Source organism: Variovorax sp. PCZ-1 (assembly GCF_018413605.1).
GTDB lineage: Bacteria > Pseudomonadota > Gammaproteobacteria > Burkholderiales > Burkholderiaceae_C > JANMDU01.
This window is the reverse complement of the sequence record NZ_JAHCDN010000004.1, coordinates 82,114-108,125: the sequence shown is the minus strand read 5'-3', so window position 1 is coordinate 108,125 and position 26,012 is coordinate 82,114. Positions and strand designations below refer to the sequence as shown.

Here is a 26,012-nt window from a genome sequence, read left to right as displayed (position 1 = left end):
AAACCCATAAAAAAAGCCCACACAAGGTGGGCTCGTCCTGAAGAATCAGGAAAATTTAGATTTTGCTTTGCTGCAAGCGGGCAATGCGCTCTTCCATCGGAGGATGTGTAGAAAAGAGTTTGCCTAAACCACCCGTAATGCCCATGGCAGCCACGCTCTTGGGCAACTCGCCGGGAGCCAGGCCACCCAAGCGGGCGAGTGCGTTTTGCATGCTGCGGCTTTGCCCCATCAAGCTGGCTGCACCAGCATCGGCACGGAATTCGCGCTGACGGCTGAACCAGGCTACGATCATGTGCGCCAAGAAGCTGAGCAAGATATCGAGCACGATGGTGGTCGCGTAGTAGCCAATGCCGGGGCCATCGCTGGTGTTGCGCAGCACGACCTTATCGACAAAGTAGCCGATCACGCGTGAGAGGAAGACCACGAAGGTGTTCATCACGCCTTGGATCAAAGTCATCGTCACCATATCGCCATTGGCGATGTGCGCCACTTCATGGCCGATCACGGCTTCGACTTCTTCCTTGGTCATGCTCTGCAGCAGGCCAGTAGATACGGCAACCAGTGCGGAATTTTTGAATGCACCCGTAGCAAAGGCATTGGGTTCGCCTTCGTAGATGGCCACTTCGGGCATGCCGATGCCTGCCTTGTCAGCAAACTTTTGCACCGTGCCGACGATCCATGCTTCATCGCCTGTGGAGGGCTGCACGCCGGGGCCGCCAATGACGCGCGCGCCGGTGCTCCATTTGGCCATGGGCTTGCTGATGAGCAGCGAGATGAATGCGCCAGTGAAGCCCACCACGAGTGAATACATCATCAGCGTAGGAATGCTCAGGCCGCCTGGGCCCATGAAGCGGTTCAAGCCGAAGATGCTGGTGATCACACCGAGCACCACCATCACGGCGATGTTGGTCAAAAGAAACAAGAAGATGCGTTTCATGTCAAAACTTCAAAACAGCGCACGAAGGTGAGCCGATGGTGCTAATGGTAAGGCCAGCATGCCAAAAATCAAGGGCGCGGCGCTCGAAAGACCGTGCTGTCCGTGTAGAAATCAGGATTCTCGTTCGCAGCCCACCAAGCTGGCACACCGAGCACAGGCAGTGGCGCAAAAGGCTTGGGGATCAGGCTGTTTTCACTCAGTTGCGCTGCAACTGCCGCGTCTATTACTTCTAAATTCATAGCACTTCGCGCAGGAAAGACGTGGGCTACGATGGATTTATAGGGTGAAACCAGTTTCTCAAGCAGTGCATGGCCGAAAAGCACGGGTGGATGCTCGGCCAGCAAGTGGCGGTGAGTTTGAAAGGCTGCTTGCCAATCATGTTTGCGCAGCGCAGCAATCACGGGAGCGTGTAAATCTGCGCAAAGAAAAGCTGCGTTTTCGTCAAACAAGGTGAGCGCATCGCGCACTGCGCCGCGAAGTTGTTGCACGCCATCTTTTCGAATCTGTTCATATTGCAAGGCGTTGAGCCGCGCCTTGATCAACGGAAAGCGCAGCCATGCCAAGCCGTTGAAAAAATCATGCAAGTTATCCCGCGTGGGCACGGTGTTCGTTTCGAAGATAAAGGCTTCATAGGCCAGGCCTTCGGGCAAAGCGGATTGCGGCACGAAGCGCACGCTGCCATCCACACCAGCCGCATTGAGCGCCTCATGCACGCGCGCGCCCGCATGCACTAGCGCAGCCACGCGGACGCCATGCTCGCGCCAGTGATGCCACCACGGAGCTTGCCAATCAATCGGTGGAAACATCTGAGATTACTATTAAATTGATAGCTGTTCGCGCACATTTTATGCCGGCGAGAGGCCTATTTTGTTCTTAAAATGCTTGTATTCAAGCACTCAGACTTGCCTATCAACAAGACCTTGCGCGATGTGATCGCGCAAGCTTTTGAGCAGTGGTGTCAGTTGCCGGCGATCAGGCACGACCATGTACAGCGGCGCTGGCTCTGACCATTGGGGGCAGATCACGCGCAGCCTGCCGGCTGTCAAATCAGCCTGCACATCGAGCTGCGCTTTGTAAGCGATGCCGCGCCCCAAGATCGCCCAGCGGCGCACTGCATCGCCATCGTTGGATACATTCACGGCGCGCATGCGCACGCTTAAATTCTTGCCATCCTCCCCTGCGAAGTGCCAGCGGTCATACACAGTTTCGCCAAACATGAAGCACAGCCCATCGCGCTCGGAAAGTTCTTGCAGCGAAGCGGGCTCGCCATGGCGCTTCAGATACTCTGGCGAGGCGCAGAGCACGCGCCTGTTGTCTGGCGCGAGGGGCAGTGCCACCAAAGTCGAGTCAGGCGGCTCGCCGTAACGAAACGCGGCATCCACCGGCTCGCTGTAGAGATTGGCCACGCGATCTGAGAGCTGCAATCGCACTTGCACACGCGGATGCGCTTGCTGAAACTCCTCCAACAAGGGAAGCAGCACATTGCGCCCCAAATCCGAAGGCGCAGACAGCTTCAGCGCCCCTTCGATCGCTGCCTCGCCTTGCGCCAAAAGGCGAGCTGCTTGCTGTAAAGCTTGCAGCGCCGGGCGGCTTTGCTCCAGAAAGATTTCCCCGCGCGGCGTCAGGCGCAGGCTGCGCGTGGAGCGAACAAACAGCGCCGCGCCCAGCTCAGCCTCCAGGCGTTTCAAGGCCGCGCTGGCCGCTGCGGGCGTGAGATCCAGGGCGCGCGCCGTGGCAGACAGGCTGCCCGTTTCAACGGTGCGCACAAAGATATCCAGATCCTGGAGGGCTTTCATGGGCGTTTTTGAGTCATTGAAGCTTTATTTTAAATATTTATTTGAAAATACATTCAAATGATTGGCTATTTATCTTTGAATTAAATGAAATCACAATTCACTCATCGCCAAGGCAAGCCTAAGCCAAACCACTTTGATGATGAACTCAGATAGAAAAAACATGAATACCTCCAAGCTCTTCTCTCCTCTGAATTTCGGCGCATTTGAGTTGCCCCATCGCGTCGTGATGGCCCCCATGACGCGCAGCCGCAGCACCCAGCCCGGCAATGTGCCGAACGACATGATGGCGACTTACTATGCGCAGCGCGCCAGTGCAGGTTTCATCGTGAGCGAGGCCACACAGATTTCGCCTCAAGGGCAGGGCTACAGCTTCACGCCCGGTATTCATAGCCTAGAACAAGTGGCCGGCTGGCGCGGTGTGACGAATGCTGTGCATGCGGCGGGCGGGCGCATGGCGCTGCAGTTGTGGCATGTGGGTCGCATGTCGCATGCCTCGTTTCAAGGCGGTGGCGCGCCCGTTGCGCCTTCTGCCATTGCACCAGATGCCAAAGTGTGGATCGTCGATGCCAACGGCCAAGGCGGTATGGTGGATTGCCCCGTGCCGCGCGCACTCGAAGTCAGCGAAATTCAAGCCATCCTTGAGGACTACGCACTAGCCGCGCAAAACGCCAAAGATGCAGGCTTTGATGGCGTGGAAATCCATGCAGCCAATGGCTATTTGATTGACTCCTTCCTGCGCTCAAGTTCGAATCAACGCACCGATGCGTATGGTGGTTCCAACGACAAGCGCTTGCGCTTTTTTGAAGAGGTGGTGGATGCGGTGGTGAGCGTGATGGGCGCAGCGCGTGTGGGCGTGCGCATGTCGCCGCATATCACGCAACGCGGCATGAATTGCCCCGAGATGATCGAAACCACTTTGCAAGCGGCCAAGCTGTTATCTGACAAAGGCGTGGCTTATCTGCATTTCGCCGAAGCAGATTGGGATGATGCCCCCGAAGTGCCCGAGAGCTTTCGCCGCGATGTGCGCGCGGCTTTCAAGGGCGCGATTGGCGTGGCAGGTGGCTACACGCTGGAGAAAGCGCAAGCTGTGATCGATGCAGGCTTTGCAGATTGGGTCGCCTTCGGTCGCCCCTTCATCGGCAATCCTGATTTGCCAAAGCGCTTGCGCCACAACATCGCCTTAACCAGCCCCGATACAAGCACGCTGTTTGGCGGCGATGCGCGTGGCTACTTTGATTACGCCCCAGCTCAGTAAACCTCATTTTTTGGAGAACACCTCATGAAAGCCATTGCCTTCCAAAACCCCTTGCCCATCAGCGATGCCCTCAGCTTGCAAGATGTGGATCTGCCCGCGCCGCAAGCCAGCGGCCATGACATCTTGGTTGATGTGCAAGCCATCTCCGTCAACCCGGTGGACACCAAAATCCGCGCCTCTCGCCAGCCGCAGCCCGGCCAATGGGCGGTGATCGGCTGGGATGCTGCCGGCATCGTGCGGGCTGTAGGGCCGGAGGTGACTTTGTTCAAACCCGGTGATCGCGTTTGGTATGCCGGCGACATCACTCGTGCGGGCAGCTATGCGCAGCAGCAATTGGTCGATGAGCGCATCGTCGGGCATATGCCCAAGAGCTTGGATTTTGCGCAAGCCGCCGCCCTGCCGCTCACCAGCATCACCGCTTGGGAATTGTTGTTTGATCGCTTGGGCGTCGTGCAAAGCAATGAGCCGGGCAAGCGAGCCAGCAATGAGCGTTTGCTCATCGTGGGCGCAAGCGGCGGCGTAGGCTCCATCCTCACCCAGCTCGCGCGCCAACTCACATCACTCACGGTGATCGGCACAGCCTCGCGGCCTGAGACGCAAGCCTGGGTACAAGAGCTGGGCGCGCATCATGTGATTGATCACAGCAAACCTTTGTCTGAAGAGCTCAAGCGCATCGGCATCGAAGACGTCACCCATGTGGCCAGCCTCACCAACACCGATGCGCACTACGCGCAAATCGTGCAATGCCTCGCACCGCAAGGCAAGCTCGCCCTCATTGATGATCCCAAGTTGCCCATCGACATCATGCAACTCAAACGCAAAAGCATTTCATTGCATTGGGAGCTGATGTTCACCCGCTCACTCTTCCAAACGCCCGACATGATCGCTCAGCACCGCTTGCTCAGCGAAGTGGCGCAGCTCGTGGATGCGGGTGTGATTCGCAGCACAGCTGCAGAGCAAATGGGCAGCATCCATGCGGCGAATCTCAAGCGTGCGCATGCTTTGATTGAATCGGGAAAATCGCGCGGTAAGGTGGTGCTGGCGGGGTTTTAAGTACCGCTAGAGAAGGGGCAATCACTAAATGCTAAACATCCGGCACAGCCACTGCCCAGATTTTTTGCATTGGTAATTCAGAGCGCAGATCTGCTGGAAGGCGCTCATAAACCTCAAACAAAGCTGCAAATAATTCGCGCTGCGTCCATAGCCGCACGGAGAAAAACTCATCCCTTGCCGCTGCCTCAGCTTGTTTTGTAAACCCAGCCCAAGAGACAAACAAGCCATGGGAGGCGCGTACCTTCTTCATGGCACCGCCCAACTCGTTGTACTCCTTGATACCAGCTGGCTTGTCAACATGCGATTTCACCTGCACGCAAAGCCTGGGCTCCCCAAAGCCTAAAGCACCTGAGCCCGCCAAAATATCCACGCCCCCATCTGCGCCGGCAGGGCTGCGCAAGGTACTGTAGCCCTGTGCCTGCAAAATTGCTTCAACTAAGCGCGATAGGCCATGATCTTTGAATCTAGCCATCACCAGCTTAGCAATCTGGTCTTGGCCTGCAGCCTCTAAATCCGTTGCTGCATCGCTCGCCTCAGCATCATCTGTTATGCCAGCTTCGCTCCCATTTTTATGGGCAGCGCTCACAATATCAATCAATTGCTCCGGGCCAAACTTATGCGCGGCCATCTTGCGCACCCTATTTTCAGCGTCATTACGCACGATACGGCATACCGTCATGAATGCGCCAAAAGAATTCAGTAAATCCTGCCCAAAGTGGTAGCGAGGAATGCCTTCCTTAATCCACTTGACTTTGCGCGAGTGGAAAAACGGATTTTCCTCCTTGTCACTGAAAACGTACTCACCCGCGATCTCCGCTATGCAGATGGTGCGATCAGTTTTGCGCGGCAAGATTACCCAATCACCGACCTGCATGCGATGCGCAAACGGCCACAACTGCGAGGCATGATTGCGCCTTCGCCCCAAGCCATCTTGCGTATAAATCTCCCCCAATTTTTGCGCCAAGGCCTCAGAAGATTCAAACCTGCGGAGGTCAACACAAAGATCATCAAAAGTCAAAAACAGCTTGTTCTCAGCCAGGAACTTGCCTTCAAACTCACCATGCGCGCCAGCGCGTACCAACCAGAGTGCCATAAGGCGCCTTTCTAAGCGGCTTTCCGCATCAAATCGCCTTGCGGCTTAGCCGCAGCTTCCGCCCTTTTTTGTTGCACTTGCTCAGCCATTTCTCGCGCAATTAGCTTCAATTCGCTCGTTGCAAAGCGCTTGAGTGCTTGGCGCATCAGGGTTTGGTAGCCCATAGCACCGCCGCGCACGGTGGCGATATTTTTGAAATCTTCGATCAAAGTTTCGGGCAGGCGAATCGAGATCATGCGCAAAGCCAATGCATCATCAATCTGCGCATCTAGCTCCACCGACGAAGGCACGGGTGCGGCAAACTGCTCGTCAGCGCCCAAGGCGCGTTCTTCCCAAGCTTGGGCAGAACCTAGAATTTTCTTAGTCATCATCTATTCTCCAAAAGTCGTTTGACTTTAAAAAAGCAAGCAGCTCAAATGTCAACGAGGCAGTGCCACTCGTTTGTATATACGCTCTTCATCTGCATTCGGCACATACGCCGTTTTGATACTCACCCTGTCAGCTTGGTGCATGAAACATATCTTCAAGCGGCGACCATAATCATTCTCTGAAATAAACCACTGAGTCACTGGGTCTGTCAGATGATCTTCCCTCGTATCGATCAAAAAACCATGCGTTCGATTGGCAAAACATTCCCAAATATCGTTCTCGCTGACGGGGGGCGTTTTGTCTGCCAGCTTTTGGCGAATTTTCGGGGAGAGATCAAGACGCATGGCATCAGCCGGTGGTTTCTAAGAAAGCGTATTGTATATACAAAAGCGAATCATGCTGGGGGACACAGTAATTTCCCGTTTTGCTACAGGCTATGAGTACCCAGCCCCGCTCAGCCCTCAATACGAAACAAATAGCTGTGTTTCTCGACATTGGTCATGCCCACCGGCCAATTTGACCAAACCTCTTCCCCCTTCTCAGCCAAGCGCTTTTGCCAATCGTCCACCACGCAATAGCTCACCGGCACGGTTTCGCGTTCAAATCGCTCATCTGCAAGGTGCAGGCGCTCGCTCAAGGCCTGCCACAGGTTATTTTCAGGCTGCATGCGCAAAGCTTTTTCCAGCATCTCGCCCAAAAAGTAGCGCTGCGCGAGCTCCGCGCAATACGCTCCGGGCGAGATCCAGCCCATTTCTAGCGTTGTACACAAGCTCTCCCAATCTCCCATCATCAACTTCAGCTCGGTGGCTTCAGGGGTGTCAATGATTGGCATGGGGCAATTGTCCAGACTCAATGCAAAGATTAGATGAGTATTAAATTGATAGCACTCTACGCAGGTCTTATGCCGGCGAAGCCCGCTTTTTGCTTGATTTTTTGGCTTTTTCTGTGGGCAGCAGGCTCGTTAAGCGCTGATACAGCTCGAAGAGAAAGGCCACGCGCTCGGCGTCGGTTTTGTAGCTCTTTTTGCCGCCGGAGAATTCGTAGGCTTTGTCCACTGCTGCATCCAGCTTTTGATGCGCTTTGAGCAGGGCGGGCGGCATGGCCAGTGGGTCGTACAGATCCGCCAGTGAGCTGCCAGGGAACTGGGCGCGCGCGTCGAGCACGGCTTGCGCTCCTGATTCAATAGCACTTCGCGCAGATTTTATGCCGGCGAGAGGCTCTTTTTCATCTAAAAACAGGAGTTCGACGGGCCAAGGGAAGTTGTTGTAGACGATTTGCGCTGAGTATTGGAAACGGCTCTCTAAGCGTCCGCAGATAGCACTCATCCAAGCCATATGCATCTTGGACTGCAAGATGCCCAATTCAAACAAACCGGCATTAGGCACAACGAGAACGGATGGATTGATGATGACTTCAGCACCGAAGAAACCAAGCGGCACGTAATCCCGATTTTCGGAAGAAACCTTGGGGATGAGCAAATAGTCGCTGCTAGGTTGGCGGTCTTCCCCAAACAGCGCTGGTGTGTGGGCAGACTCTTGAGTTGGCACTTTGATACTGGCCTCGCGCGCTTGCTTGACCAACTGCACACGCTTGAGAACGGCTGGCATAGCGCGAAGGTCAGCAGGTGTTGCATCTTTCAGCCACAGACAAAAGCGCTTACTGCTATTGAGAAACTCTTCGCTGCCAATAAATTCCCGAATGAAAGCTTTCGCCTTGGGTTCTATGGCGATGAATTGCGACGCCTCGGCTTCGTCAAAAGTGAAATGGCCAAAATCCACGGCCTTGCTGCCGAAGACTATGGGAGGTACGGCGCAAATCGCTGCGCCGCGCTTACCGATCAACACAGAGGGTGTGTCCGTCAAATAAGGAGAAATGTTTGCTGCGAGTTTTGCAATGGGCTCGCCAGCGATGTTTGCATATTCGTAAATCGTCTTTACCCCCCCCCATTCATAACCAAAGCCTATAACGACGCAATGCACCGCGGCTTTGCCCGAGGCTTCGTTGTTCCATTTGAAGGTGCGGTGGGCGAAACTGATTTCGATGCCTTGCGCGAGAAGCCAACTCCAGAGCACGCCTACTTGCTCGCCTTGTGTGATGCTATTGGTGGAAACGAAGGCAGCTTGCAATGAATTTGATAGCAGGCCGCGCATATTCTCTGCCGGCGAAAGCTCGTTTTTGCTTGGAATTTGTGCTGCTTTCATGTAAAGAGCAGCTTTGATGTACCAAGCGCATACCAGATCGAGCACACCTGCGCCTTTGATGCCGCGTGTCAGTGGTTCTAAATCTGCTTTTTGCGAAGCTGATTGCTCCTTTTTCCCTACAAATGGCGGATTTCCCAGGATGTAGCTGCATTGGCTCGCAGGCAGCACATCTTCCCAATCCACCTGCAAGGCATTGCCATGATGAATGTGCGGCGTGCTTTTGAGCGGCAGGCGGTCAAAGTATTTGCCGAATTCGTCGCTCAAATCGCGGTTGATTTGATGATCCGTGAGCCAGAGCGCCACTTGGGCGATTTGTGCGGGGAATTCTTCGATTTCGATGCCGTAGAACTGATCCACATCCACCGTGGTGAACTGATGCACATCGAGCATTTGCTGGCCATCGGCGTAGGCGGTGCGCAAGATTTCGGCTTCGAGCTTGCGTAGCTCGCGGTAAGTGATCACCAAGAAATTGCCGCAGCCGCAGGCAGGATCGAAGAAATGCAGCAGGCGCAGGCTTTTGTGGAAATCGAAGAGGCGATTGCGATTGGTTTTGACTTTGTGGAATTTCGCCCAGAGCTCATCGAGGAAGAGGGGCTTGATGAGCTTGAGGATGTTTTCTTCGCTGGTGTAGTGCGCCCCAATGTCGCGGCGCTCTGCCCCAGACATCACGTCCTGAAACATCGCGCCGAAGATGGCGGGGCTGATCGCGCTCCAATCGAGGGCGGCGGCTTCCAGCAAGGCCTCGCGCGCGGCGTGATCAAGCGCGGGCGTAGAGATGCGCTCGGCGAAGAGCTTGCCGTTGATGTAGCGAAAGCCAGCGTAATTCTCAGCGTGAGCCTTTTGGCGCTTGTCTTCCGGCGTGTTGAGGATTTCAAAGAGCTCGGTGAGCTGGCGGCCTACCTCGGCAGGGTCGGTGAGTTGATCGAGCAGTTCTTTGAATCGGCCTGCGGGCTGGAAGATGCCGGTGTCATCGGCAAAGAGGCAGAACAAGATGCGCACGAGGAAGACGCGCAGATCGTGGCCTTCATATCCGTTTTTGCGCAGCGCATCATGCAGATCGCGCAGGCGGCGCACGGCTTTGATGTTGACCGGATCTTGCGGCGCAATGGTTTGCACCTGATAACCGGGGATGAAGCCGAAGAGCTTGATGTGTTTGGATAATTCCGAGAGCTTGAAGCGATGCTCTTGATTGGTTTCCAAATCAAAGAGGCGAAATTGCTGGAAATCGCAAACGAGGATGAAGCGCGGCAAATCGCGCTCGGGCAGATTGTCAAAATATTGCAGAGCTTGGCCGAAAGCGCGGTCTAGGTTTTGCCCAGCGCTTTTCATCTCGATCAAGAGCTTGCCGCGCCAGAACACATCAATCCAGCCGTTGCTGAATGTGCCGCCGGCTTTGGCGAGTTTCACCTGCTGCTCATAGCTGGCAACGCGCTTGGCATCTACGCCAAACACTTGGAAAAAATCTCGCCAGAATTGCTGCGAGAGCGATTTCTCGCTCTGCGCTTCGCGGTATTCGCGGCTGAAGGCGACGGCGCGATCTCGAATCTCACTCCAGCTCAGGGGCATGCATGTCTCGCTTGATAGTGTTGCTAACTATGAAAATAATAGCAGCTTGCGCAGATTCTATGCCGGCGATGTGCCGATTTCGGCCTAAAAATGCCGAAATATCACGCGATCACACGATCCATTCACCATTGGCCAATAATTCGCTGAAAAAGGCTTGCAAGGTGGTGGCGCTCATGCCATAGGGATCGAAGCTGGCGGAGCGGGAGTATTTGAGAAAGATGTGGCGATTGGTGTCGAGCGGGGCGAGCGAGCCCATCGCCCAGGTGGTGAAGCGGCGGCTGGGGATTTCTGCAAAATCCAGCACGGCGGGCTCGCGGTGGCGCGTATCGGCCAAGATGTGGTGATACAGGCGGTTGACTTCAGCTCGGTCGCCTTCGAGCTGTTGCAAGAAGATGCCATTGGCGAGGCACAATGCACCCGTGACGCCGACGCGGGCATTGTTGCGCTGGGAAGCGGCGAGAATTTTGGCTAAATCGGTGTTGGTGAAGGCGGCAGAGATGCGGCTGGCGTAGGTGAGTTGGATGAGCATGTTGGAGTGTCCTTACATGCCGAAATCTTCCCATAAGGCCTAAGCTGTGACTGCTTGTAAGGGCATAGCGCCCATTCGCAGCCCAGGGCTTCAGCTAGACCGTCAACTGCCTAAGCAATCAAACGCCATTTCAGGCTTTCGCCCCGAGATGAGCTCAGCAATCGCTTTGCCTGAGCCTGCGCCGTGTGTCCAGCCGAGTGTGCCGTGGCCGGTGTTGACCCAGAGTTTGTTGACCTTGGTTTTGCCGATGAAGGGGATGTTGGTGGGCGTGGCGGGGCGCAGGCCGCACCAGTATTGCGGGTTGCCGCCTTGCGCGGGTGTGCGGGTGTCGGCCACGCCAGGGAGGATGGTTTCGATGCGCTTCAAAAGCATTTCGCAGCGCTTTTGAGCAAGTGGCGAATCGAGCGAGAGATCGTAGCCGCCGACTTCAATCGTGCCGGCGACACGCAGATAGTTGCCCAAGCGCGTCATGGCGATTTTCTTTTCGTCGTCAATCGTTGAGACTTGTGGCGCGAGCTCGGGCTTTAAGAGTGGCAGCGTGACGCTATAACCTTTGCCGGGATAGACGGGGAGATTCACACCCACGGTGCGCAGCAGCGGCGCGGAATAACTACCACAAGCGACGACCACAGCATCTGCATGAATTGTGCGCTCCACGCCCGTCGATCTTGCGCGAAGTGCTACTGAATCAATAGCGTTACCAAGCTTGTGCATGCTCAGCACATCATGACCAAACAAGAGTTGTGCGCCCAGTTCACCGCAGCGCTCAGCGAGCTGGCGTGTGAACTCGCGCGCATCGCCAGATTCGTCGCTGGCGGTGTAAGTGCCGCCCACGATGCGCGAGGCAAAGCTTTTGAAGGCGGGCTCAATGCGCAGCAATTTGTGTGTACTGACCACTTCGCGTTGCACACCATGGCGGCGCATCAGCTCAGCGGCATCTTCAGCGGCTGCAAAGGCGCGTTCATCGGTGAAGATATGGGCAATGCCTTTTTGCAGGCGGTTGTAATCCATGCCGGTTTGCGCCACGACATCTTTGAGCGCGGCATGGCTGTAGCTGCCCAGCGCCACGATCTGCGCCACATTGCGTTCAAAAGCCCTATCGTTGCAGTTGGCTAAAAATTCCAAACCCCAGCGGTATTGATGCCAGCCTTTGCCCAGCGGAAACTGGGGGCGAAACAGCAAGGGCGCTTCGTCAGAAAACATCCACTTCAGCGCTTTGAGCGGCGCGTCTTTATTCGCCCAAGGCTCGCAGTAGCTCACCGAGATTTGCGCAGCATTGGCAAAACTCGTCTCGCTCGCGGCTTCCTCCTGCCGATCCACGAGCGTGACCTCATGGCCGTTTTGCAACAAATGCCATGCTGTGCTCACACCGATGATGCCTGCGCCGAGAACTAAAACTTTCATGCTCGCCACTGTGCCAGATATTGACTTGTAATAACAGTGAAATTAAACTCTTCGGATTAACATTAGAAAACCTAATAATGAGCACCTTTGATCCCGATGCTTTGGAATGCTTGGCCGCGATTGTGGAAGAGGGCGGTTTTGAGAGGGCGGCGGTGCGTTTGTCGATCACGCAATCGGCAGTCTCGCAGCGCCTGCGTTCGCTGGAGGCGCAAGTGGGCACGGTGTTGATCGTGCGCAGCCGGCCACTCAAAGCCACAGCGGCTGGGCAATTGCTTTTGAAGCACACCAAACAAATGCGCTTGCTGCGCGCTGATTTGGAGCGCGATATGAAGGAGCTGGCGCCATCGAGCAGCGGCGGCACACGAGAAGACGAGCGCGTAGCCATAGCGATCAATGCCGACAGCATTGCCACTTGGGCGCTGGATGCTTTGGGTGAGTTGGTGCGCGAGGGTTTGCCGCTGGAGATCATCACCGACGATCAGGATTTCACCCAGGAATGGCTGCGTGGCGGGCAGGTGCTCGGCTGCGTGACGACGCTCAAAGCCGCGCTGCGTGGTTGCAAGGTGGTGCCCTTAGGTGCTATGAATTACATAGCTGTTTGCGCAGATTCTATGCCGGCGAACAAGGGTTTTGATCATAAAAAATCTTTGACTGCACATCATCTCAAAGATATCCCCTTCATCGCCTTCAACCGCAAAGACGATATGCAAACCGAATTCGTGGCCAAGGCGTTTGGCTTGAAGCGCGTGGGTTTGCAGCAGCTCTTTGTACCGAGCACGCAGGCGCAGTTGCGTGCGGTGCGCGATGGCTGGGGCGTGAGCGTACTGCCGCAGATGTTGGTTCAGAGCGCGATTGATTCAGGTGAGCTGGTGCATCTCTTGCCGCAATTCTCGCTGCCAGTGCAGCTGTATTGGCATTGCTGGAATTTGGAATCAGAGGTGCTCGATAGCTTGACGCATGCGATTCAAAGCAGCGCTAAGCGACTTTTGAAATAAAAAAAGCTGCCTGCTTGAGAGCAGGCAGCTGGGTCAATGCAGCCAAGAATTACTTGGGCATGATCACAGTGTCGATCACATGGATCACACCATTGGTTGCGGCCACATCGGTAGCGACCACTTTCGCGCCGTCAACCATCACACCACCCGTCGTGGCCACAGTGATCTCAGAGCCTTGCACGGTCTTGACCTTGCCAGCCTTCACATCTTTGGCCATCACTTTGCCTGGCACGACGTGATAGGTCAGCACCTTGGTCAAAGCGGCTTTGTCTTTGATCAAAGCATCCAGCTTGTCTTTAGGGATCTTGGCGAATGCTTCGTCGCTAGGCGCAAACACGGTGAATGGGCCTGGGCCTTTCAAGGTGTCCACCAAGCCAGCAGCTTGCACTGCGGCCACCAAGGTTTTGAAGGTGCCAGCTTTGGATGCGACATCCACAATATCTTGCGCAAAAGCGCTCATGGAGACGCCAAAGCCCAATGTGAGAGCGATGAGGGATTTTTTCATGGTGCTTCCTTTCAAATGTTGAAGCGGGGTTGAAGAAACGAGAGAGAAAAGAGTTGCCATCAAGGCAGAATGTTGGGCAGGATGACCTTGTCGATGGTGTGGATCACGCCATTGGTCGTGAGTACATCGGTAGCCGTGATGTTCGAGACGCGATTTTCTTGATCGGTGATGGCCAATGCAGCGCTCACGCTGAAGGTCTCGGTTTGAACTGTGGTGATCGGCGCGCCAACAGGCACATCTGCTTTGAGCACACGGCCAGAGACAACGTGATACGTCAAGATTTTGGTCAGACGCGGGATATCGCCAAGAAGTTGAGCTTTGGTGAGATTGAGCTCAGAAAGTGCCGCAGCGAAGGCGGCATTGGTCGGTGCAAATACCGTGAAGGGGCCTGTGCCTTGCAAGGTTGGCACAAGACCGGCAGCAACCACTGCTTCTACCAAGATGCTGAAGTCTGGCACGGATTGCGCAGTGGTGACAATATCTTTATCTGCAGGCAAGATCACCTTGTCGATCACATGAACCACGCCGTTGCTGGCTGAAATATCTGTGGCTGTGATGTTGGATTTGCGGTTGCGGCCATCGGTAATGACCACATTTGCGCCGACCGCATCGATTTTGAACACGTCTTGTGTGCCGGGAACGATGGGATCAATTGCTTTGCCCAATGGGATGTTGGCTTTCTTCACCGTCGCACCCAGCACGTGATACTGCAGCACTTTGGTGAGTAAGCCGGTATTGGCCAAGAGTTGTGCTTTGGTCAAGCCCAACTCGCCGAGCAAGGCTGTGAAGGCATCATTCGTCGGCGCAAATACGGTCAAGGTGCCGGGGGCTGAGAGGGCGCCGGTGAGATTGGCCGCAATCACGGCTTCGACCAAGATACTTAAGCTTGGTGTGGCTTGCGCAGTCTCTACGATGTTCTTGGCAGCTGGTGCCACTGGATCATCGCTTCCACCGCAGGCCACCAAGAGGCCTGAGCTGGCTGCCACTGCGCCAAATGTGGCGCTGGTTTTGAGGAATTGTCTTCTCAAAGTTTGTTTCATAGCGGTACTTTCATGAACAGATGCTGCGATGCTCTTGAGCTAGATGCAGCGGGTTGAATGCACCCTCCGGCGCTGAGTATATACCGAACATTCTTAAATATTACCGATCAGTAATTTAATTGACTTATGAGTTACATCGAGATGCATTCTGATCGACGTCGCAAACTATTACTTAAACAAAATTGGCCTGTTGACGGCGTATTTGTTGCGCAGAGTGCTATTGAAAATGTAGCGATTGAGGTTTTCAAATGGATACACGATGGGAGCTTGCGCGGCGTGTGTACACCCACAAGCTTGAGGGCTTTTAAAATCGGTGGCTTATGACCATCACATCCAAGCCCCCTGTCGCCGCCGCTCTGAGCCCCATCAATGCACTTTCGCCCTTAGATGGCCGCTACGGTGGCAAGCTCAGCCAGCTGCGCCCGCTCATGAGTGAGCTCGGGTATATGCATCGCCGGGTGCAGGTGGAGGTGGCTTGGTTCATTGCTTTGTCTGATGCGGGCTTGCCAGAATTCGCACCGCTACCCGCTGCCGAGCGCACTTATCTGCAAGGCCTGGTGGCTCATTTCTCGGAAGGCGATGCACAGGCCATCAAAGAGATTGAGAAGACGACCAACCATGATGTGAAGGCGGTGGAGTATTGGATCAAGGCGCAATTCAAAGGCCATGCCGCACTGGAGCAAGCTGCTGAGTATGTGCACTTCGCTTGCACCAGTGAAGACATCAACAACACCTCACACGCGCTGCAATTGCATAGCAGTCGCTCGGAAGTCGTGTTGCCAGCGCTGGATGCAATTCTCACCAAGCTGCGTGAGATGGCGACAGCGTTTGCCGCTGTGCCCATGCTCAGCCGCACGCATGGCCAAACCGCGACGCCGACGACCGTGGGCAAAGAAATCGCCAACGTGCTCGTGCGCCTCGCAGCTGCGCGCGAGCGCATTGCGGGTGTGAAGCTGATGGCGAAGATGAATGGCGCGGTGGGCAATTTCAATGCGCATTTGGCGGCCTATCCCGAGGTGGATTGGGAAGTTTTCTCGCAGCGCGTGATCGAGAAAGATTTGGGGCTGACGTTTCAGCCCTACAGCATCCAGATCGAGCCGCACGACTACATGGCCGAGCTGTTTGATGCCGTGGCTCGCGCCGATACGATCCTTATTGATTTCGCTCGTGATGTCTGGGGCTATATCTCTCTGGGTTATTTCAAGCAGCGCTTGAAAGCTGGCGAGATTGGCTCATCCACCATGCCGCACAAAGTCAACCCGATTGATTTTGAAAACGCTGAAGGCAACTTGGGTTTGGCCAATGCGCTCTTGCGCCACCTCTCAGAGAAGTTGCCGATTTCCCGTTGGCAGCGTGATTTGACGGACAGCACCGTGCTGCGCAACATGGGCGTGGCGCTGGGCTATGCGGTGCTTGCGTATCAATCATTGATGGTCGGCTTGAACAAGTTGGAGCTGAACGAAGAGGCACTTGCCGCTGATTTGGATGCCAGCTGGGAAGTGCTGGCCGAGCCGATTCAAACCGTGATGCGCCGTTATAACGTGGCTGGTGCGTATGAGAAGCTCAAAGAAGTCACGCGCGGCAAAGTGGTGCGCAAAGAAGATTTGCATGCACTGATTCGCTCGCTGGAGATTCCACAAGCAGACAAAGATCGCCTGCTGCAAATGACACCGGGCAGCTATCTGGGTATGGCGGTGGGGCTGGCGCTGCGGGCTTGATTTTTGAGTGATTTCGGGGATTTGCCGGCGTAGAATCTGCGCAGAGTGCTATTGATTAAATAGCAGGGTAAATGCGAATTTTGCATAAACTAGCCGCCAGAGATAATCCAGCACATGGAAACCAAATGGCTTGAAGACTTTGTGAGCTTGGCTGAAACGCGCAGTTTCAGCCGCTCAGCGCAATTGCGGCACGTGACGCAACCTGCATTTTCGCGGCGCATTCAGTCGCTCGAATCTTGGGCCGGCACCGATCTGGTGGACAGAAGCTCCTATCCCACACGCCTGACGCCCGCCGGCGAGACGCTTTACTCACAAGCACTGGAAACCTTGCAAGGCCTTCAATCGACGCGTGCCATGTTGCGTGCGCATTCATCGGCCGGGCAAGATGTGATTGAGTTTGCTGTGCCTCACACGCTGGCATTCACCTTCTTTCCAAGCTGGCTGACCACGCTGCGCACACGCTTTGGCCCGATCAAAAGCCGCCTGATCGCCCTGAACACGCACGACGCCGCGATGCGCTTGGTGGAGGCCAGCTGCGATTTGTTGATCGCCTACCACCATCCTTCCCAGCCGCTGCAGCTCGATCCAGATCGTTATGAATTCATCAGTTTGGGCAGCGAAATACTCGCGCCCTTTTCACAGGCCGACAGCCAAGGCCAGCCGATTTTCAGTTTGCCAGGCCGATCTGCGACACCGCTGCCCTATCTTGGTTATGCACCCGGGGCTTATCTCGGGCGAGTGGTCGATATGATTCTCAAAACGGCACCGCTTCCCGTGCATTTGGATCGCGTGTATGAAACCGATATGGCCGAGGGCTTGAAGGCCATGGCTTTGGAAGGCCATGGCATCGCCTTCTTGCCACATAGCGCCGTGAAAAAAGAGCTGCGTGCCAAGCGCTTGGTAACTGCTGATGTGCCCAGCAGCGAAATGCAAATGACGATGGACATCCGCGCCTACCGCGAGAAGCCCAGCCTGCGCGAGACGAAGGAAAACAAGAGCGAAAGCCAGCGCCCTTTGAAGCGCACGGCGCAAGTGCTGTGGGAGTATTTGGTCGATACCAACAAGCCCAGCATGGGCTCGGCAATCAAAGGCAAATCCACAGGGTAAACACCAGGATTAAATCATGCGATTTATTCATAATTTGGCAACTATGAATAAATTGCATCGATGATCTTGCAAAAGGCATTGGCTTTTTAGGCGACTTGTTTTTACAGTTCACCGCATCACCACTCCATCGGGTGGATCAAGATTGAAGCGAATGAACACCACCGCCATGCAAGCTGCTCAAGAGGCAGCAAAAATTGCTCTCACACGCGCAGAACATGATTTTCTGGGTGAAAAGCAGATCCCCGCGCAAGCCTATTGGGGCGTGCATACGGCCCGCGCATTGGAGAATTTTCCGATCTCTGGCACGCCGATCTCGGCCATGCCAGATTTGATCCGCGCTTTTGGTTTTGTGAAAAAAGCTGCAGCGCGTGCCAATGCGGATTTGGGCGCGCTAGATCGCAAGCGCACGGCCGCGATCATTTTGGCTTGCAACGAACTGATCGCTGGAAATTTCAAAGAGCAATTCGTGGTGGATGTGATTCAAGGCGGCGCGGGCACATCCACGAATATGAATGCCAACGAGGTGATTGCCAACGTCGCACTCGAAAAACTCGGCTTCGAGAAAGGCCGCTATGACGTGCTTCACCCCAATGACCACGTGAACGCTTCACAAAGCACCAATGATGTCTATCCCACCGCCGTGCGCATCGCGCTGTGGACAGGAATTGACCGCCTGCTTGGATCGATGGAAACCTTGCAGCGCGGTTTTGCTTTGAAGGCTGATGAGTTCAAAGACATTCTCAAGATTGGCCGCACGCAGCTACAAGATGCTGTGCCCATGACTCTGGGGCAAGAGTTCTCAACCTATGCCGTCATGATCGAGGAAGATGTGCAGCGACTGCGTGAAGCCCGCGCCTTGATCGAAGAAATCAACCTTGGTGCGACCGCGATTGGCACAGGTATCAACGCACCTGCAGGCTATGCCGATATGGCCTGCGCCTACCTTGCCGAAGAAAGCAAAATCCCTGTCAAGAAAGCCTTCAACTTGGTGGAAGCCACGCAAGACACTGGCGCTTTCGTACAGCTCTCGGGCGTGCTCAAACGCATTGCCTGCAAGCTCAGCAAAATCTGCAACGATCTGCGCTTGCTCTCCAGCGGCCCGCAAGCAGGCTTTGGGGATATCAAATTGCCAGCTCGCCAAGCGGGCAGCTCCATCATGCCGGGCAAAGTGAATCCTGTGATTCCAGAGGTGATGAACCAAGTGGCTTTTGAAGTGATTGGTAACGACATGACGATCACCATGGCTTCTGAAGCTGGCCAATTGCAGCTCAATGCTTTTGAGCCGATCATGGGCTGGAGCTTGTTCAAGAGCATCGAGCATCTCTCACAAGCCTGCCTCACTTTGCAAGCCAATTGCGTTGCAGGTATTGAGCCCAACCGCGAATTGCTCGCCAAGCGCGTGCGCGAATCCGTCACGCTCGTTACCGCTCTCAATCCCATCATTGGCTACGAGAAAGCAGCGCTGATTGCCAAAACAGCGATTGCCACGGGGCAACCGATTGATGAGGTCGCTGAGTCTTTGGGCATTCTGACCAAGGCGCAAATGGAAGCGCTGCTTGTGCCAGACAAACTCACGCAACCTCTGCGCCTGGCAGCCTAAGCTCAAGCGCTCAGTCGTTCAGCAGAGCGCATCTGTGAACTCTCTCATGGCTGGCATGTTTCTTGTAATTGAAACGGGCTGCATTTCTTGTTTGTATCTATGAAACTCCTCTCATTGAATCGTATTTTTATTTCAATCGCCACGCTCGCTTTAAGCCACAGCCCTGCTTGGGCGCAAAGCGGCCCTGTGCTTGACCGTGTGAAATCAGGCGGCGCGATTGTGATCGCGCATCGAGAGGCATCTGTGCCGTTTTCTTACTTCGATGCCAACAAAAAACCTGTGGGCTATGCCGTCGATCTGTGCATGAAATTGGCGCAGACTGTGGGCACTAAGTTGGGGATAAAAACTGTGCCTCTGAGCTTCTTGGCCGTCACGCCGGCCAGCCGAATCGACACCATCGCTCAAGGCAAGGCAGACATGGAGTGCGGCGGCACCACCAATAACAAAGAACGCCGCGAAAAAGTCTCGTTCACCGTGCCCCACTTCATCACCGGCGTGCGCATGCTGGTCAAGGCCAGCACCAATGTAGAGCGCATTGAAGATTTGGCTGGGCGCACCATCGCAGTGACCAAGGGCAGCACGGCGCAAAAAGCCGTTGATACAGCCAACAAGGAGAGGTTGATCGGCGTCAAGCTGGTCGAGGTCAAAGATCACACGGAGGCAGTTGATTTGGTCGAAAAAGATCAAGCTGCTGCTTACATGACCGATGATGTGATTCTTTTCAGCTTGGCAGCGACGCGGCCCGACCCCAAATCTCTCAAGGTGGTGGGCAAATTCCTCACGATTGAGCCCTTGGCCATCATACTGCCAAAGAATGATCCTGAATTCAAAAAGATCGTGGATGAAGAGATGAAGCGTATGATTCGCACGCGTGAGATTTATCCGATTTACGACAAATGGTTCACACAAGCCATTCCCCCCAAGGGCATCACGCTGAATTTGCCAGTCAGTTATTTGCTGCGCGATTTCTGGAAATACCCCACAGATGTTGTACCGTTTTGAGGCTATGCAAGAAAAGCATCAGTTAAACCCGTATAAACCTCCAACTCGCGGGATAACCCGCAGAGCCGATTTTTTACAATCCCGTTGTTTAAATTCTCGTTTTACTTCCCCGCTTTTGTTTCTAAGGAGAAATTATGAAAAAGCAAATCTTGGCTCTGGCCGTAACCGCTCTCGCTGCAGGCGCAGCCATGGCACAAGCTCAATCCACCATCGACAAGGTCAAGGCCTCTGGCGTGGTGACCATGGGTGTGCGCGAGTCTTCTGGCGCTTTGTCCTACACCTTGGGTGATGGCAAGTTCACGGGCTTCCACGTTGAGATCTGCTCACGTATTTTGGCTGAGCTGGAGAAACAAGCCGGCAAAAAATTGGAAGTGAAATACCAAGCTGTGACTTCACAAAACCGTATCCCTCTCGTGCAAAACGGCACCGTGGATATCGAGTGCGGCTCCACCACCAACAATGCCACCCGTCAAAAAGACGTGAGCTTCCTGAACACCACTTTCGTGGAAGAAGTGCGCATTGCTGTCAAGGCTAACTCTGGCATCACCAGCATCGCCCAGCTCAATGGCAAAAACGTGGCCACCACCACAGGTACAACCTCTGTGCAAACCCTGCGCCGCAATGAGCGCGCTACGGGTGTGGACTTCAAAGAAGTCTTCGGTAAAGACCATGCAGACAGCTTCTTGCTGCTCGAGACTGGCCGTGCTGATGCTTTCGTGATGGACGGCGCTATTCTGGCTGGTAACATTGCTGCCTCCAAGACACCAGCAGATTTCCGTATCGTTGGTGAAGTGCTCTCTGTCGAGCCCATTGCCATCATGATCCGCAAAGACGATGCCGCTTTCAAGAAGCTGGGCAATGACGTGATTGCTGGCATGATTCGCAGCGGCGACATGGCTAAGCTGTGGGACAAGTGGTTCATGCAGCCAATCCCACCGAAGAACACCCGCGTCGGCTTGGCACTCTCTGAGAGCACCAAGACCGCATGGGCAACGCCTAACGACAAGCCAATGGAAGACTACGCTAAGAAGTAATATTTGGCGCAGTTCTTGCAAACCCTGCCCCAATACTGGCCGTGACTGGCCTGAGGCGGTGGGGTTTTTTTATGCGTGATGGGCTTTTGTTTTTCTAATAGGCGTGATACAACGGATGTATCGCAACCATCAAATACATAACGAGGAGCAACTATGGCTTGGGACTGGCAGATCTTCTGCAAAGAGACCACGACGGGCGAGCAGATCGCTGGCTGTTTTGGCAAAGGTGGTGATCAAACCTATTTGAATTGGATCTTGTCGGCTTGGGGCTGGACGCTGACTGTCTCTGCACTGGCGCTCATTGTGGCGCTGACTGTGGGCTTGCTCATGGGCACGTTGCGCACCTTGCCCAATTCGCCATGGCTCACGCGCTTGGCCAATGCATGGACAGAGCTGTTTCGTAATATCCCACTGCTGGTGCAGATTTTCCTTTGGTATTTTGTGATCCCTGCCGTCTTTCCAGTGCTCAAGTCAGTGCCCTCATTTATCTTGGTGGTCATTGCGTTGGGCTTTTTCACCTCCGCGCGCGTGAGCGAGCAGGTGCGCTCAGGCATTCAGGCGCTGCCGCGCGGCCAGCGTTACGCTGCCATGGCTGTTGGCTTCACCACACCGCAAACCTATCGCTATGTGCTGCTGCCGATGGCGCTGCGTATCGTGATTCCGCCGCTCACTTCTGAGTCGATGAACATCATCAAGAATTCATCGGTCGCGTTTGCCGTGTCTATTGCTGAGCTCACTTTCTTTGCGCGCCAATCTGGCGAAGAGACATCTCAGCCAGTGCAGATGTATTTGGCCGTGACTTTGCTCTATGCGATTTCGGCTTTCTCGGTCAACCGTGTGATGAGCTTCATTGAGAAGAAATCCCGCGTGCCTGGCTTCGTGGCCGCTGGCGGCATGGGCGGAGGTCACTGATCATGGGAAATTTAGACCTTGGCTTTTTTGACTGGAGCGTGATTGGTCCTTTTGTGACCAAAGGCTTCATCTTCAGTATCTGGCTCACCGTGGTGGCCACCATCGGCGGCATCGTGCTCGGCACTATTCTTGCCTTGATGCGCTTATCTGGCAAAGCTTGGCTGGATATTCCAGCTGCGGCTTATGTGAACACCATGCGCTCCATTCCTCTCGTGATGGTGTTGCTCTGGTTCTTCTTGCTGATTCCCTTTGCCATCGGCCGGCCACTCGGTGCTGAAACCAGCGCTGTGATCACCTTCATTGCTTTTGAAGCGGCGTATTTCTCCGAGATCGTGCGCGCAGGCATTCAGTCGATCCCGCGCGGGCAGATTCATGCGGGTCAGGCCGTGGGCATGACCTATGGGCAAAACATGCGCATCGTGATCTTGCCGCAGGCTTTCCGCAATATGCTGCCGGTGTTCCTCACGCAGACCATCATCTTGTTTCAAGACACCTCGCTCGTATACGCGATTGGCGCGTATGACATGCTCAAAGGCTTTGAGACCGCTGGCAAAAACTATGGCCGCCCCGTGGAGGCCTATTTGATGGCAGCCGTGGTGTATTTCTTCATGTGCTTGGCGCTGTCATACGCCGCGCGCAGATTGCAGCAAAAAATTCAGATCATTCGCTGATCGTTCGTTGAAAAATTCGGAGAACAAACATGATTGAAATCAAAAACGCATCCAAATGGTATGGCAAGGTGCAGGTGCTCAACAACTGCTCGACCAAGATCAACAAAGGTGAAGTGGTCGTGGTCTGCGGGCCTTCAGGCTCAGGCAAATCCACGCTGATCAAAACCGTGAACGCACTGGAGCCGATTCAGCAAGGCGAAATTTGGGTGGATGGCATTGGCGTGCACGATCCCAAAACGGATCTGCCCAAGCTGCGCTCCAAAGTGGGCATGGTGTTTCAGCACTTTGAGCTGTTTCCACACTTATCCGTGACGGAAAACCTCACGATTGCGCAAATCAAGGTGCTGGGCCGTACGCCCGATGAAGCCAAAACACGCGGCCTGAAAATGCTCGATCGCGTGGGCCTGATGGCTCACAAAGACAAATTCCCTGGCCAGCTCTCCGGCGGCCAGCAGCAGCGTGTGGCGATTGCTCGCGCTTTGTCGATGGATCCGATCGTGATGCTGTTTGACGAGCCGACCTCTGCGCTTGACCCTGAAATGGTGGGCGAGGTGCTGGATGTGATGGTCAAGCTCGCGCATGAGGGCATGACGATGATGGTCGTGACGCACGAGATGGCCTTTGCCCGCAAAGTGGCCAATCGCGTGATCTTCATTGATGTGGGCGGCAATATTTTGGAAGATTGCAACAAAGACGAGTTTTTCAATCATCCAGAAAACCGTCAGCCACGCACCAAAGATTTCTTGTCGAAGATCCTCGCACATTGAGCGCTCGACGCTCTGCCATCAGCCCGGATTCGCTCCGGGCTTTTTTCTGCCCGCTCGGGTTTGAGACAATACGGGTATGACTAAACAATTAACGATCACCCGCCCCGACGATTGGCACTTGCATTTGCGTGATGGCGATGCGCTCAAGGCCGTCGTGCCGCATACCGCTGCGCAGTTCGCCCGCGCCATCGTGATGCCGAATTTGAAGCCACCTGTGACGACGGCTGCGTTGGCCCTCGAATACAAAAAGCGCATCATGGCCGCAGTTCCTGCGGGCATGAAGTTTGAGCCTTTGATGACGCTCTACCTCACTGACAACACATCAGCTGATGAGATCAAGCGCGCCAAAGATGCAGGCGTGGTGGCATTGAAGCTCTATCCTGCGGGTGCAACCACGAACAGCGATGCTGGCGTGACGGATCTGCGCAAGACCTACAAAGCCTTGGAAGCCATGCAGCGCGAAGGTATTTTGCTGCTCGTGCATGGCGAAGTCACCAGCAGTGATATTGACCTCTTTGACCGTGAAGCGGTGTTCATCGACACGCAGTTGATTCCGTTGCGCAAAGACTTTCCAAATCTCAAAATCGTGTTTGAGCACATCACGACGAAAGAGGCAGCGCAGTATGTGGCACAAGCGGATCAGCACACCGCCGCCACGATCACTGCGCATCATTTGCTCTACAACCGTAACGCTATTTTTCTCGGCGGCATCCGCCCGCATTACTACTGCTTGCCTGTGCTCAAACGTGAGACGCATCGCATCGCGCTCGTGCAAGCTGCGACCAGCGAAACAAACAAATTCTTCCTCGGCACAGACAGCGCCCCCCACCCAGCGCACTTGAAAGAGCATGCCAGTGGCTGCGCGGGCTGCTACACCGCCTTAAGCGCGATTGAGCTTTACGCTGAAGCCTTTGAAGCAGCAAATGCGCTACAAAGATTAGAAGCCTTCGCTTCTTTCAATGGCGCAGATTTTTATGGCTTGCCACGCAACACCGAGAAGGTGACGCTTAAGAAGCAAGCCTGGACGCTGCCCGAAAGCCTGCCCTTCGGCAATGCGGAGGTCAAACCTCTGCGCGGTGGCGAGGAGTTGGCTTGGAAATTGGCGTAAGCCTATTTTTAAGCCAAATCGGCATTTCGCCGGCGTAGAATCTGCGCAAAGTGCTATTGAATTAATAGCATAACTACTGTTTGCGCTGAACGATCAAATTGCGCTTGGCATCTTCGGGATAAGCGAAGGTGATTAAACCGTTTTTCACTTGTCCCATCACGAGCATGTTGGAGGTGATGGCATCTTTGTCGTTGGCAGAGAAGGGTTTGTCGTAAGTCGCGACCACGCCGTAATACACGCGCGACATGTTTTCCAGTGCGGTTTTGATGGCTGCGCCACTGGCATTGCCGTCGCGCACATTGAACATCGAATACATCAAGATGTACATCGCGTCATAGCCCTGCGCCGCAGCCATGGGCACGGTGATTCGCTTGGCTTGGTATTTGCGAGCATAGGCCGTGAGGAAAGATGCGCGACGCTCATTGCTGGGTTCGGCGATGAAGGTTTGTGCCATGAGCGCGCCTTCAGCGGCATCTTTTGCGCCATCCAAGAAGAAGGGGAAAGACAGTGGCCATGCGCCGACTTGCGGCACCTTCCAGCCAATGGCTTGCTTAGCTTTGGCGATCACGGCGTTTTCTGGCCCCACGGTATAGCTGAAGACCACATCTGCACCCGCTGCCTTGGCCGCTTTCATCTCTTCGCTCAAATCCTTCACGCCCACATCAAACCGTGCAACGTGCACAGGCTTGATCTTCTTCGCGTCCATGGCTTTGAGCACGTCTTGCAAACCGGCTTCACCGTAGCCACTTTTGTCAGCAAAGATGGCCACTTTTGTCCAGCCGCGCTTGACGATATCTTCCACCACAAAGGGCGCTTGGATGGCATCTTTGGCTGATGTACGGAAGATGTAGCTTTGTGGTGCTGGAAATTTCGCCGTCAGTGGTGAGCCGGTCGAGCAAGGAATGATCAGTGGCACTTGCGCGTTTTGGAATACATCCAGAGATTTCGCGGCCACACCCGTATTACAAAAGCCCACTACCACATTGACTTTCTCGGCGATGAGCGCTTGCGATTGCTTCAGGCCTTCATCGGGATTGGCTTTGTCGTCTTTGACCACGAGCTCCAGCGGTTTGCCCAAGTAGCCGCCCACGGCATTGATCTCATCCACAGCCAGTTTGATGCCATTGAGCATGGGGTTGCCGAAATCTGCAGACGCGCCCGTGAAGGGGCCGATGATGCCTATTTTGAAGGTGTTGCCTTGGGCAATTGCCGTACCTGCAAACAGGCTTAGAACGAATGCGGTCAGGATGGCCAACCGCGTGACTTGTGTGTGCTTCATGATGCGACTCCAGAACAATGACGATTTTTTGTCATTACCGCCCGTTTGCACATGGGGTTTGCCAGCGATTT

25 protein-coding genes are annotated in these 26,012 nt (G+C 54.6%); 12 read left to right on the top strand and 13 right to left on the bottom strand.

Going from position 1 to position 26,012, the window contains the following annotated elements; genetic code table 11:
* Nucleotides 1–55: 55 nt before the first annotated feature.
* The 3 genes from htpX to KIH26_RS15495 all read right to left on the bottom strand — a co-directional run bounded on the left by htpX (nt 56) and on the right by KIH26_RS15495 (nt 2,733).
* On the bottom strand, nt 56–937 hold the full coding sequence (htpX, locus tag KIH26_RS15505; RefSeq protein ID WP_213446598.1) for a protease HtpX: 882 nt from the start codon (nt 935–937) through the stop codon (nt 56–58).
* Nucleotides 938–1,005: 68 nt separating this feature from the next.
* Nucleotides 1,006–1,743 carry a DUF3025 domain-containing protein gene (locus KIH26_RS15500; RefSeq protein WP_213446597.1) on the bottom strand — a complete coding sequence of 246 codons (738 nt, stop codon included), beginning with the start codon at nt 1,741–1,743 and terminating at the stop codon, nt 1,006–1,008.
* A 90-nt stretch (nt 1,744–1,833) separates the two neighbouring features.
* Nucleotides 1,834–2,733, bottom strand: a complete 900-nt coding sequence (locus tag KIH26_RS15495) for a LysR family transcriptional regulator (protein ID WP_213446596.1) — start codon at nt 2,731–2,733, stop codon at nt 1,834–1,836.
* Nucleotides 2,734–2,893: 160 nt separating this feature from the next.
* On the opposite strand from KIH26_RS15495, the gene KIH26_RS15490 reads away from it, so the two are divergent.
* Together KIH26_RS15490 and KIH26_RS15485 are read left to right on the top strand one after the other, a co-directional pair.
* The gene (locus KIH26_RS15490; protein ID WP_213446595.1) at nt 2,894–3,988 is read left to right on the top strand and encodes an alkene reductase; all 1,095 of its coding nucleotides are present in this window, start codon (nt 2,894–2,896) and stop codon (nt 3,986–3,988) included.
* A gap of 24 nt (nt 3,989–4,012) precedes the next feature.
* Complete coding sequence (locus KIH26_RS15485; RefSeq protein WP_213446594.1) at nt 4,013–5,041, top strand: zinc-binding alcohol dehydrogenase family protein; 1,029 nt, start codon at nt 4,013–4,015, stop codon at nt 5,039–5,041.
* Nucleotides 5,042–5,072: 31 nt separating this feature from the next.
* On the opposite strand, the gene KIH26_RS15480 is transcribed toward KIH26_RS15485, so the two are convergent.
* From KIH26_RS15480 to KIH26_RS15450, 7 genes are all read right to left on the bottom strand, one after another.
* Nucleotides 5,073–6,134: a restriction endonuclease gene (locus KIH26_RS15480; protein ID WP_213446593.1), complete on the bottom strand. Its 1,062-nt coding sequence runs from the start codon at nt 6,132–6,134 to the stop codon at nt 5,073–5,075.
* Nucleotides 6,135–6,145: 11 nt separating this feature from the next.
* Complete coding sequence (locus KIH26_RS15475; RefSeq protein WP_249661436.1) at nt 6,146–6,502, bottom strand: BrnA antitoxin family protein; 357 nt, start codon at nt 6,500–6,502, stop codon at nt 6,146–6,148.
* Between the two features lie 51 nt (nt 6,503–6,553).
* The gene (locus KIH26_RS15470; RefSeq protein WP_213446591.1) at nt 6,554–6,847 is read right to left on the bottom strand and encodes an ADP-ribosyl-(dinitrogen reductase) hydrolase; all 294 of its coding nucleotides are present in this window, start codon (nt 6,845–6,847) and stop codon (nt 6,554–6,556) included.
* 110 nt (nt 6,848–6,957) lie between these two features.
* Nucleotides 6,958–7,335, bottom strand: coding sequence for a hypothetical protein (locus KIH26_RS15465; RefSeq protein ID WP_213446590.1), 378 nt, complete (start codon nt 7,333–7,335; stop codon nt 6,958–6,960).
* 67 nt (nt 7,336–7,402) lie between these two features.
* On the bottom strand, nt 7,403–10,270 hold the full coding sequence (locus tag KIH26_RS15460) for a class I SAM-dependent DNA methyltransferase (protein ID WP_213446589.1): 2,868 nt from the start codon (nt 10,268–10,270) through the stop codon (nt 7,403–7,405).
* Nucleotides 10,271–10,379: 109 nt separating this feature from the next.
* The gene (locus KIH26_RS15455) at nt 10,380–10,799 is read right to left on the bottom strand and encodes a BLUF domain-containing protein (RefSeq protein ID WP_213446588.1); all 420 of its coding nucleotides are present in this window, start codon (nt 10,797–10,799) and stop codon (nt 10,380–10,382) included.
* A gap of 102 nt (nt 10,800–10,901) precedes the next feature.
* Entirely contained in the window at nt 10,902–12,203 is a 1,302-nt protein-coding gene (locus KIH26_RS15450; protein WP_213446587.1) for a D-amino acid dehydrogenase, read from the bottom strand.
* A 77-nt stretch (nt 12,204–12,280) separates the two neighbouring features.
* Between KIH26_RS15450 and KIH26_RS15445 the strand changes: the two genes are divergently transcribed.
* A complete protein-coding gene (locus KIH26_RS15445) occupies nt 12,281–13,198 on the top strand; it encodes a LysR family transcriptional regulator ArgP (RefSeq protein WP_213446586.1) in 918 nt (305 codons plus the stop codon).
* Nucleotides 13,199–13,247: 49 nt separating this feature from the next.
* Here the strand turns inward: KIH26_RS15445 and KIH26_RS15440 are convergent, their stop codons facing one another.
* Together KIH26_RS15440 and KIH26_RS15435 are read right to left on the bottom strand one after the other, a co-directional pair.
* Nucleotides 13,248–13,703: a fasciclin domain-containing protein gene (locus KIH26_RS15440; RefSeq protein ID WP_213446585.1), complete on the bottom strand. Its 456-nt coding sequence runs from the start codon at nt 13,701–13,703 to the stop codon at nt 13,248–13,250.
* A 59-nt stretch (nt 13,704–13,762) separates the two neighbouring features.
* Nucleotides 13,763–14,743, bottom strand: a complete 981-nt coding sequence (locus KIH26_RS15435; RefSeq protein WP_213446584.1) for a fasciclin domain-containing protein — start codon at nt 14,741–14,743, stop codon at nt 13,763–13,765.
* Nucleotides 14,744–15,063: 320 nt separating this feature from the next.
* Here KIH26_RS15435 and purB point away from each other — a divergent pair, with 320 nt between their 5' ends.
* The 9 genes from purB to pyrC all read left to right on the top strand — a co-directional run bounded on the left by purB (nt 15,064) and on the right by pyrC (nt 24,662).
* Nucleotides 15,064–16,461 carry an adenylosuccinate lyase gene (gene purB, locus KIH26_RS15430; protein ID WP_213446583.1) on the top strand — a complete coding sequence of 466 codons (1,398 nt, stop codon included), beginning with the start codon at nt 15,064–15,066 and terminating at the stop codon, nt 16,459–16,461.
* Nucleotides 16,462–16,575: 114 nt separating this feature from the next.
* Nucleotides 16,576–17,568, top strand: coding sequence for a LysR substrate-binding domain-containing protein (locus KIH26_RS15425; protein ID WP_213446582.1), 993 nt, complete (start codon nt 16,576–16,578; stop codon nt 17,566–17,568).
* A gap of 151 nt (nt 17,569–17,719) precedes the next feature.
* On the top strand, nt 17,720–19,168 hold the full coding sequence (locus KIH26_RS15420; protein ID WP_249661435.1) for an aspartate ammonia-lyase: 1,449 nt from the start codon (nt 17,720–17,722) through the stop codon (nt 19,166–19,168).
* Nucleotides 19,169–19,267: 99 nt separating this feature from the next.
* The gene (locus KIH26_RS15415) at nt 19,268–20,170 is read left to right on the top strand and encodes an amino acid ABC transporter substrate-binding protein (protein ID WP_213446581.1); all 903 of its coding nucleotides are present in this window, start codon (nt 19,268–19,270) and stop codon (nt 20,168–20,170) included.
* A 134-nt stretch (nt 20,171–20,304) separates the two neighbouring features.
* Nucleotides 20,305–21,204, top strand: coding sequence for an amino acid ABC transporter substrate-binding protein (locus KIH26_RS15410; RefSeq protein ID WP_213446580.1), 900 nt, complete (start codon nt 20,305–20,307; stop codon nt 21,202–21,204).
* A gap of 153 nt (nt 21,205–21,357) precedes the next feature.
* Nucleotides 21,358–22,116 (top strand): amino acid ABC transporter permease, encoded by a 759-nt coding sequence (locus KIH26_RS15405; RefSeq protein ID WP_213446579.1) that lies wholly within the window; start codon nt 21,358–21,360, stop codon nt 22,114–22,116.
* A gap of 2 nt (nt 22,117–22,118) precedes the next feature.
* Nucleotides 22,119–22,787: an amino acid ABC transporter permease gene (locus KIH26_RS15400; protein ID WP_213446578.1), complete on the top strand. Its 669-nt coding sequence runs from the start codon at nt 22,119–22,121 to the stop codon at nt 22,785–22,787.
* A 29-nt stretch (nt 22,788–22,816) separates the two neighbouring features.
* Nucleotides 22,817–23,554 (top strand): amino acid ABC transporter ATP-binding protein, encoded by a 738-nt coding sequence (locus KIH26_RS15395; protein ID WP_213446577.1) that lies wholly within the window; start codon nt 22,817–22,819, stop codon nt 23,552–23,554.
* A gap of 76 nt (nt 23,555–23,630) precedes the next feature.
* On the top strand, nt 23,631–24,662 hold the full coding sequence (gene pyrC / locus KIH26_RS15390) for a dihydroorotase (RefSeq protein WP_213446576.1): 1,032 nt from the start codon (nt 23,631–23,633) through the stop codon (nt 24,660–24,662).
* A 73-nt stretch (nt 24,663–24,735) separates the two neighbouring features.
* Here the strand turns inward: pyrC and KIH26_RS15385 are convergent, their stop codons facing one another.
* Nucleotides 24,736–25,941: an ABC transporter substrate-binding protein gene (locus KIH26_RS15385; RefSeq protein WP_213446575.1), complete on the bottom strand. Its 1,206-nt coding sequence runs from the start codon at nt 25,939–25,941 to the stop codon at nt 24,736–24,738.
* Nucleotides 25,942–26,012: the final 71 nt, after the last annotated feature.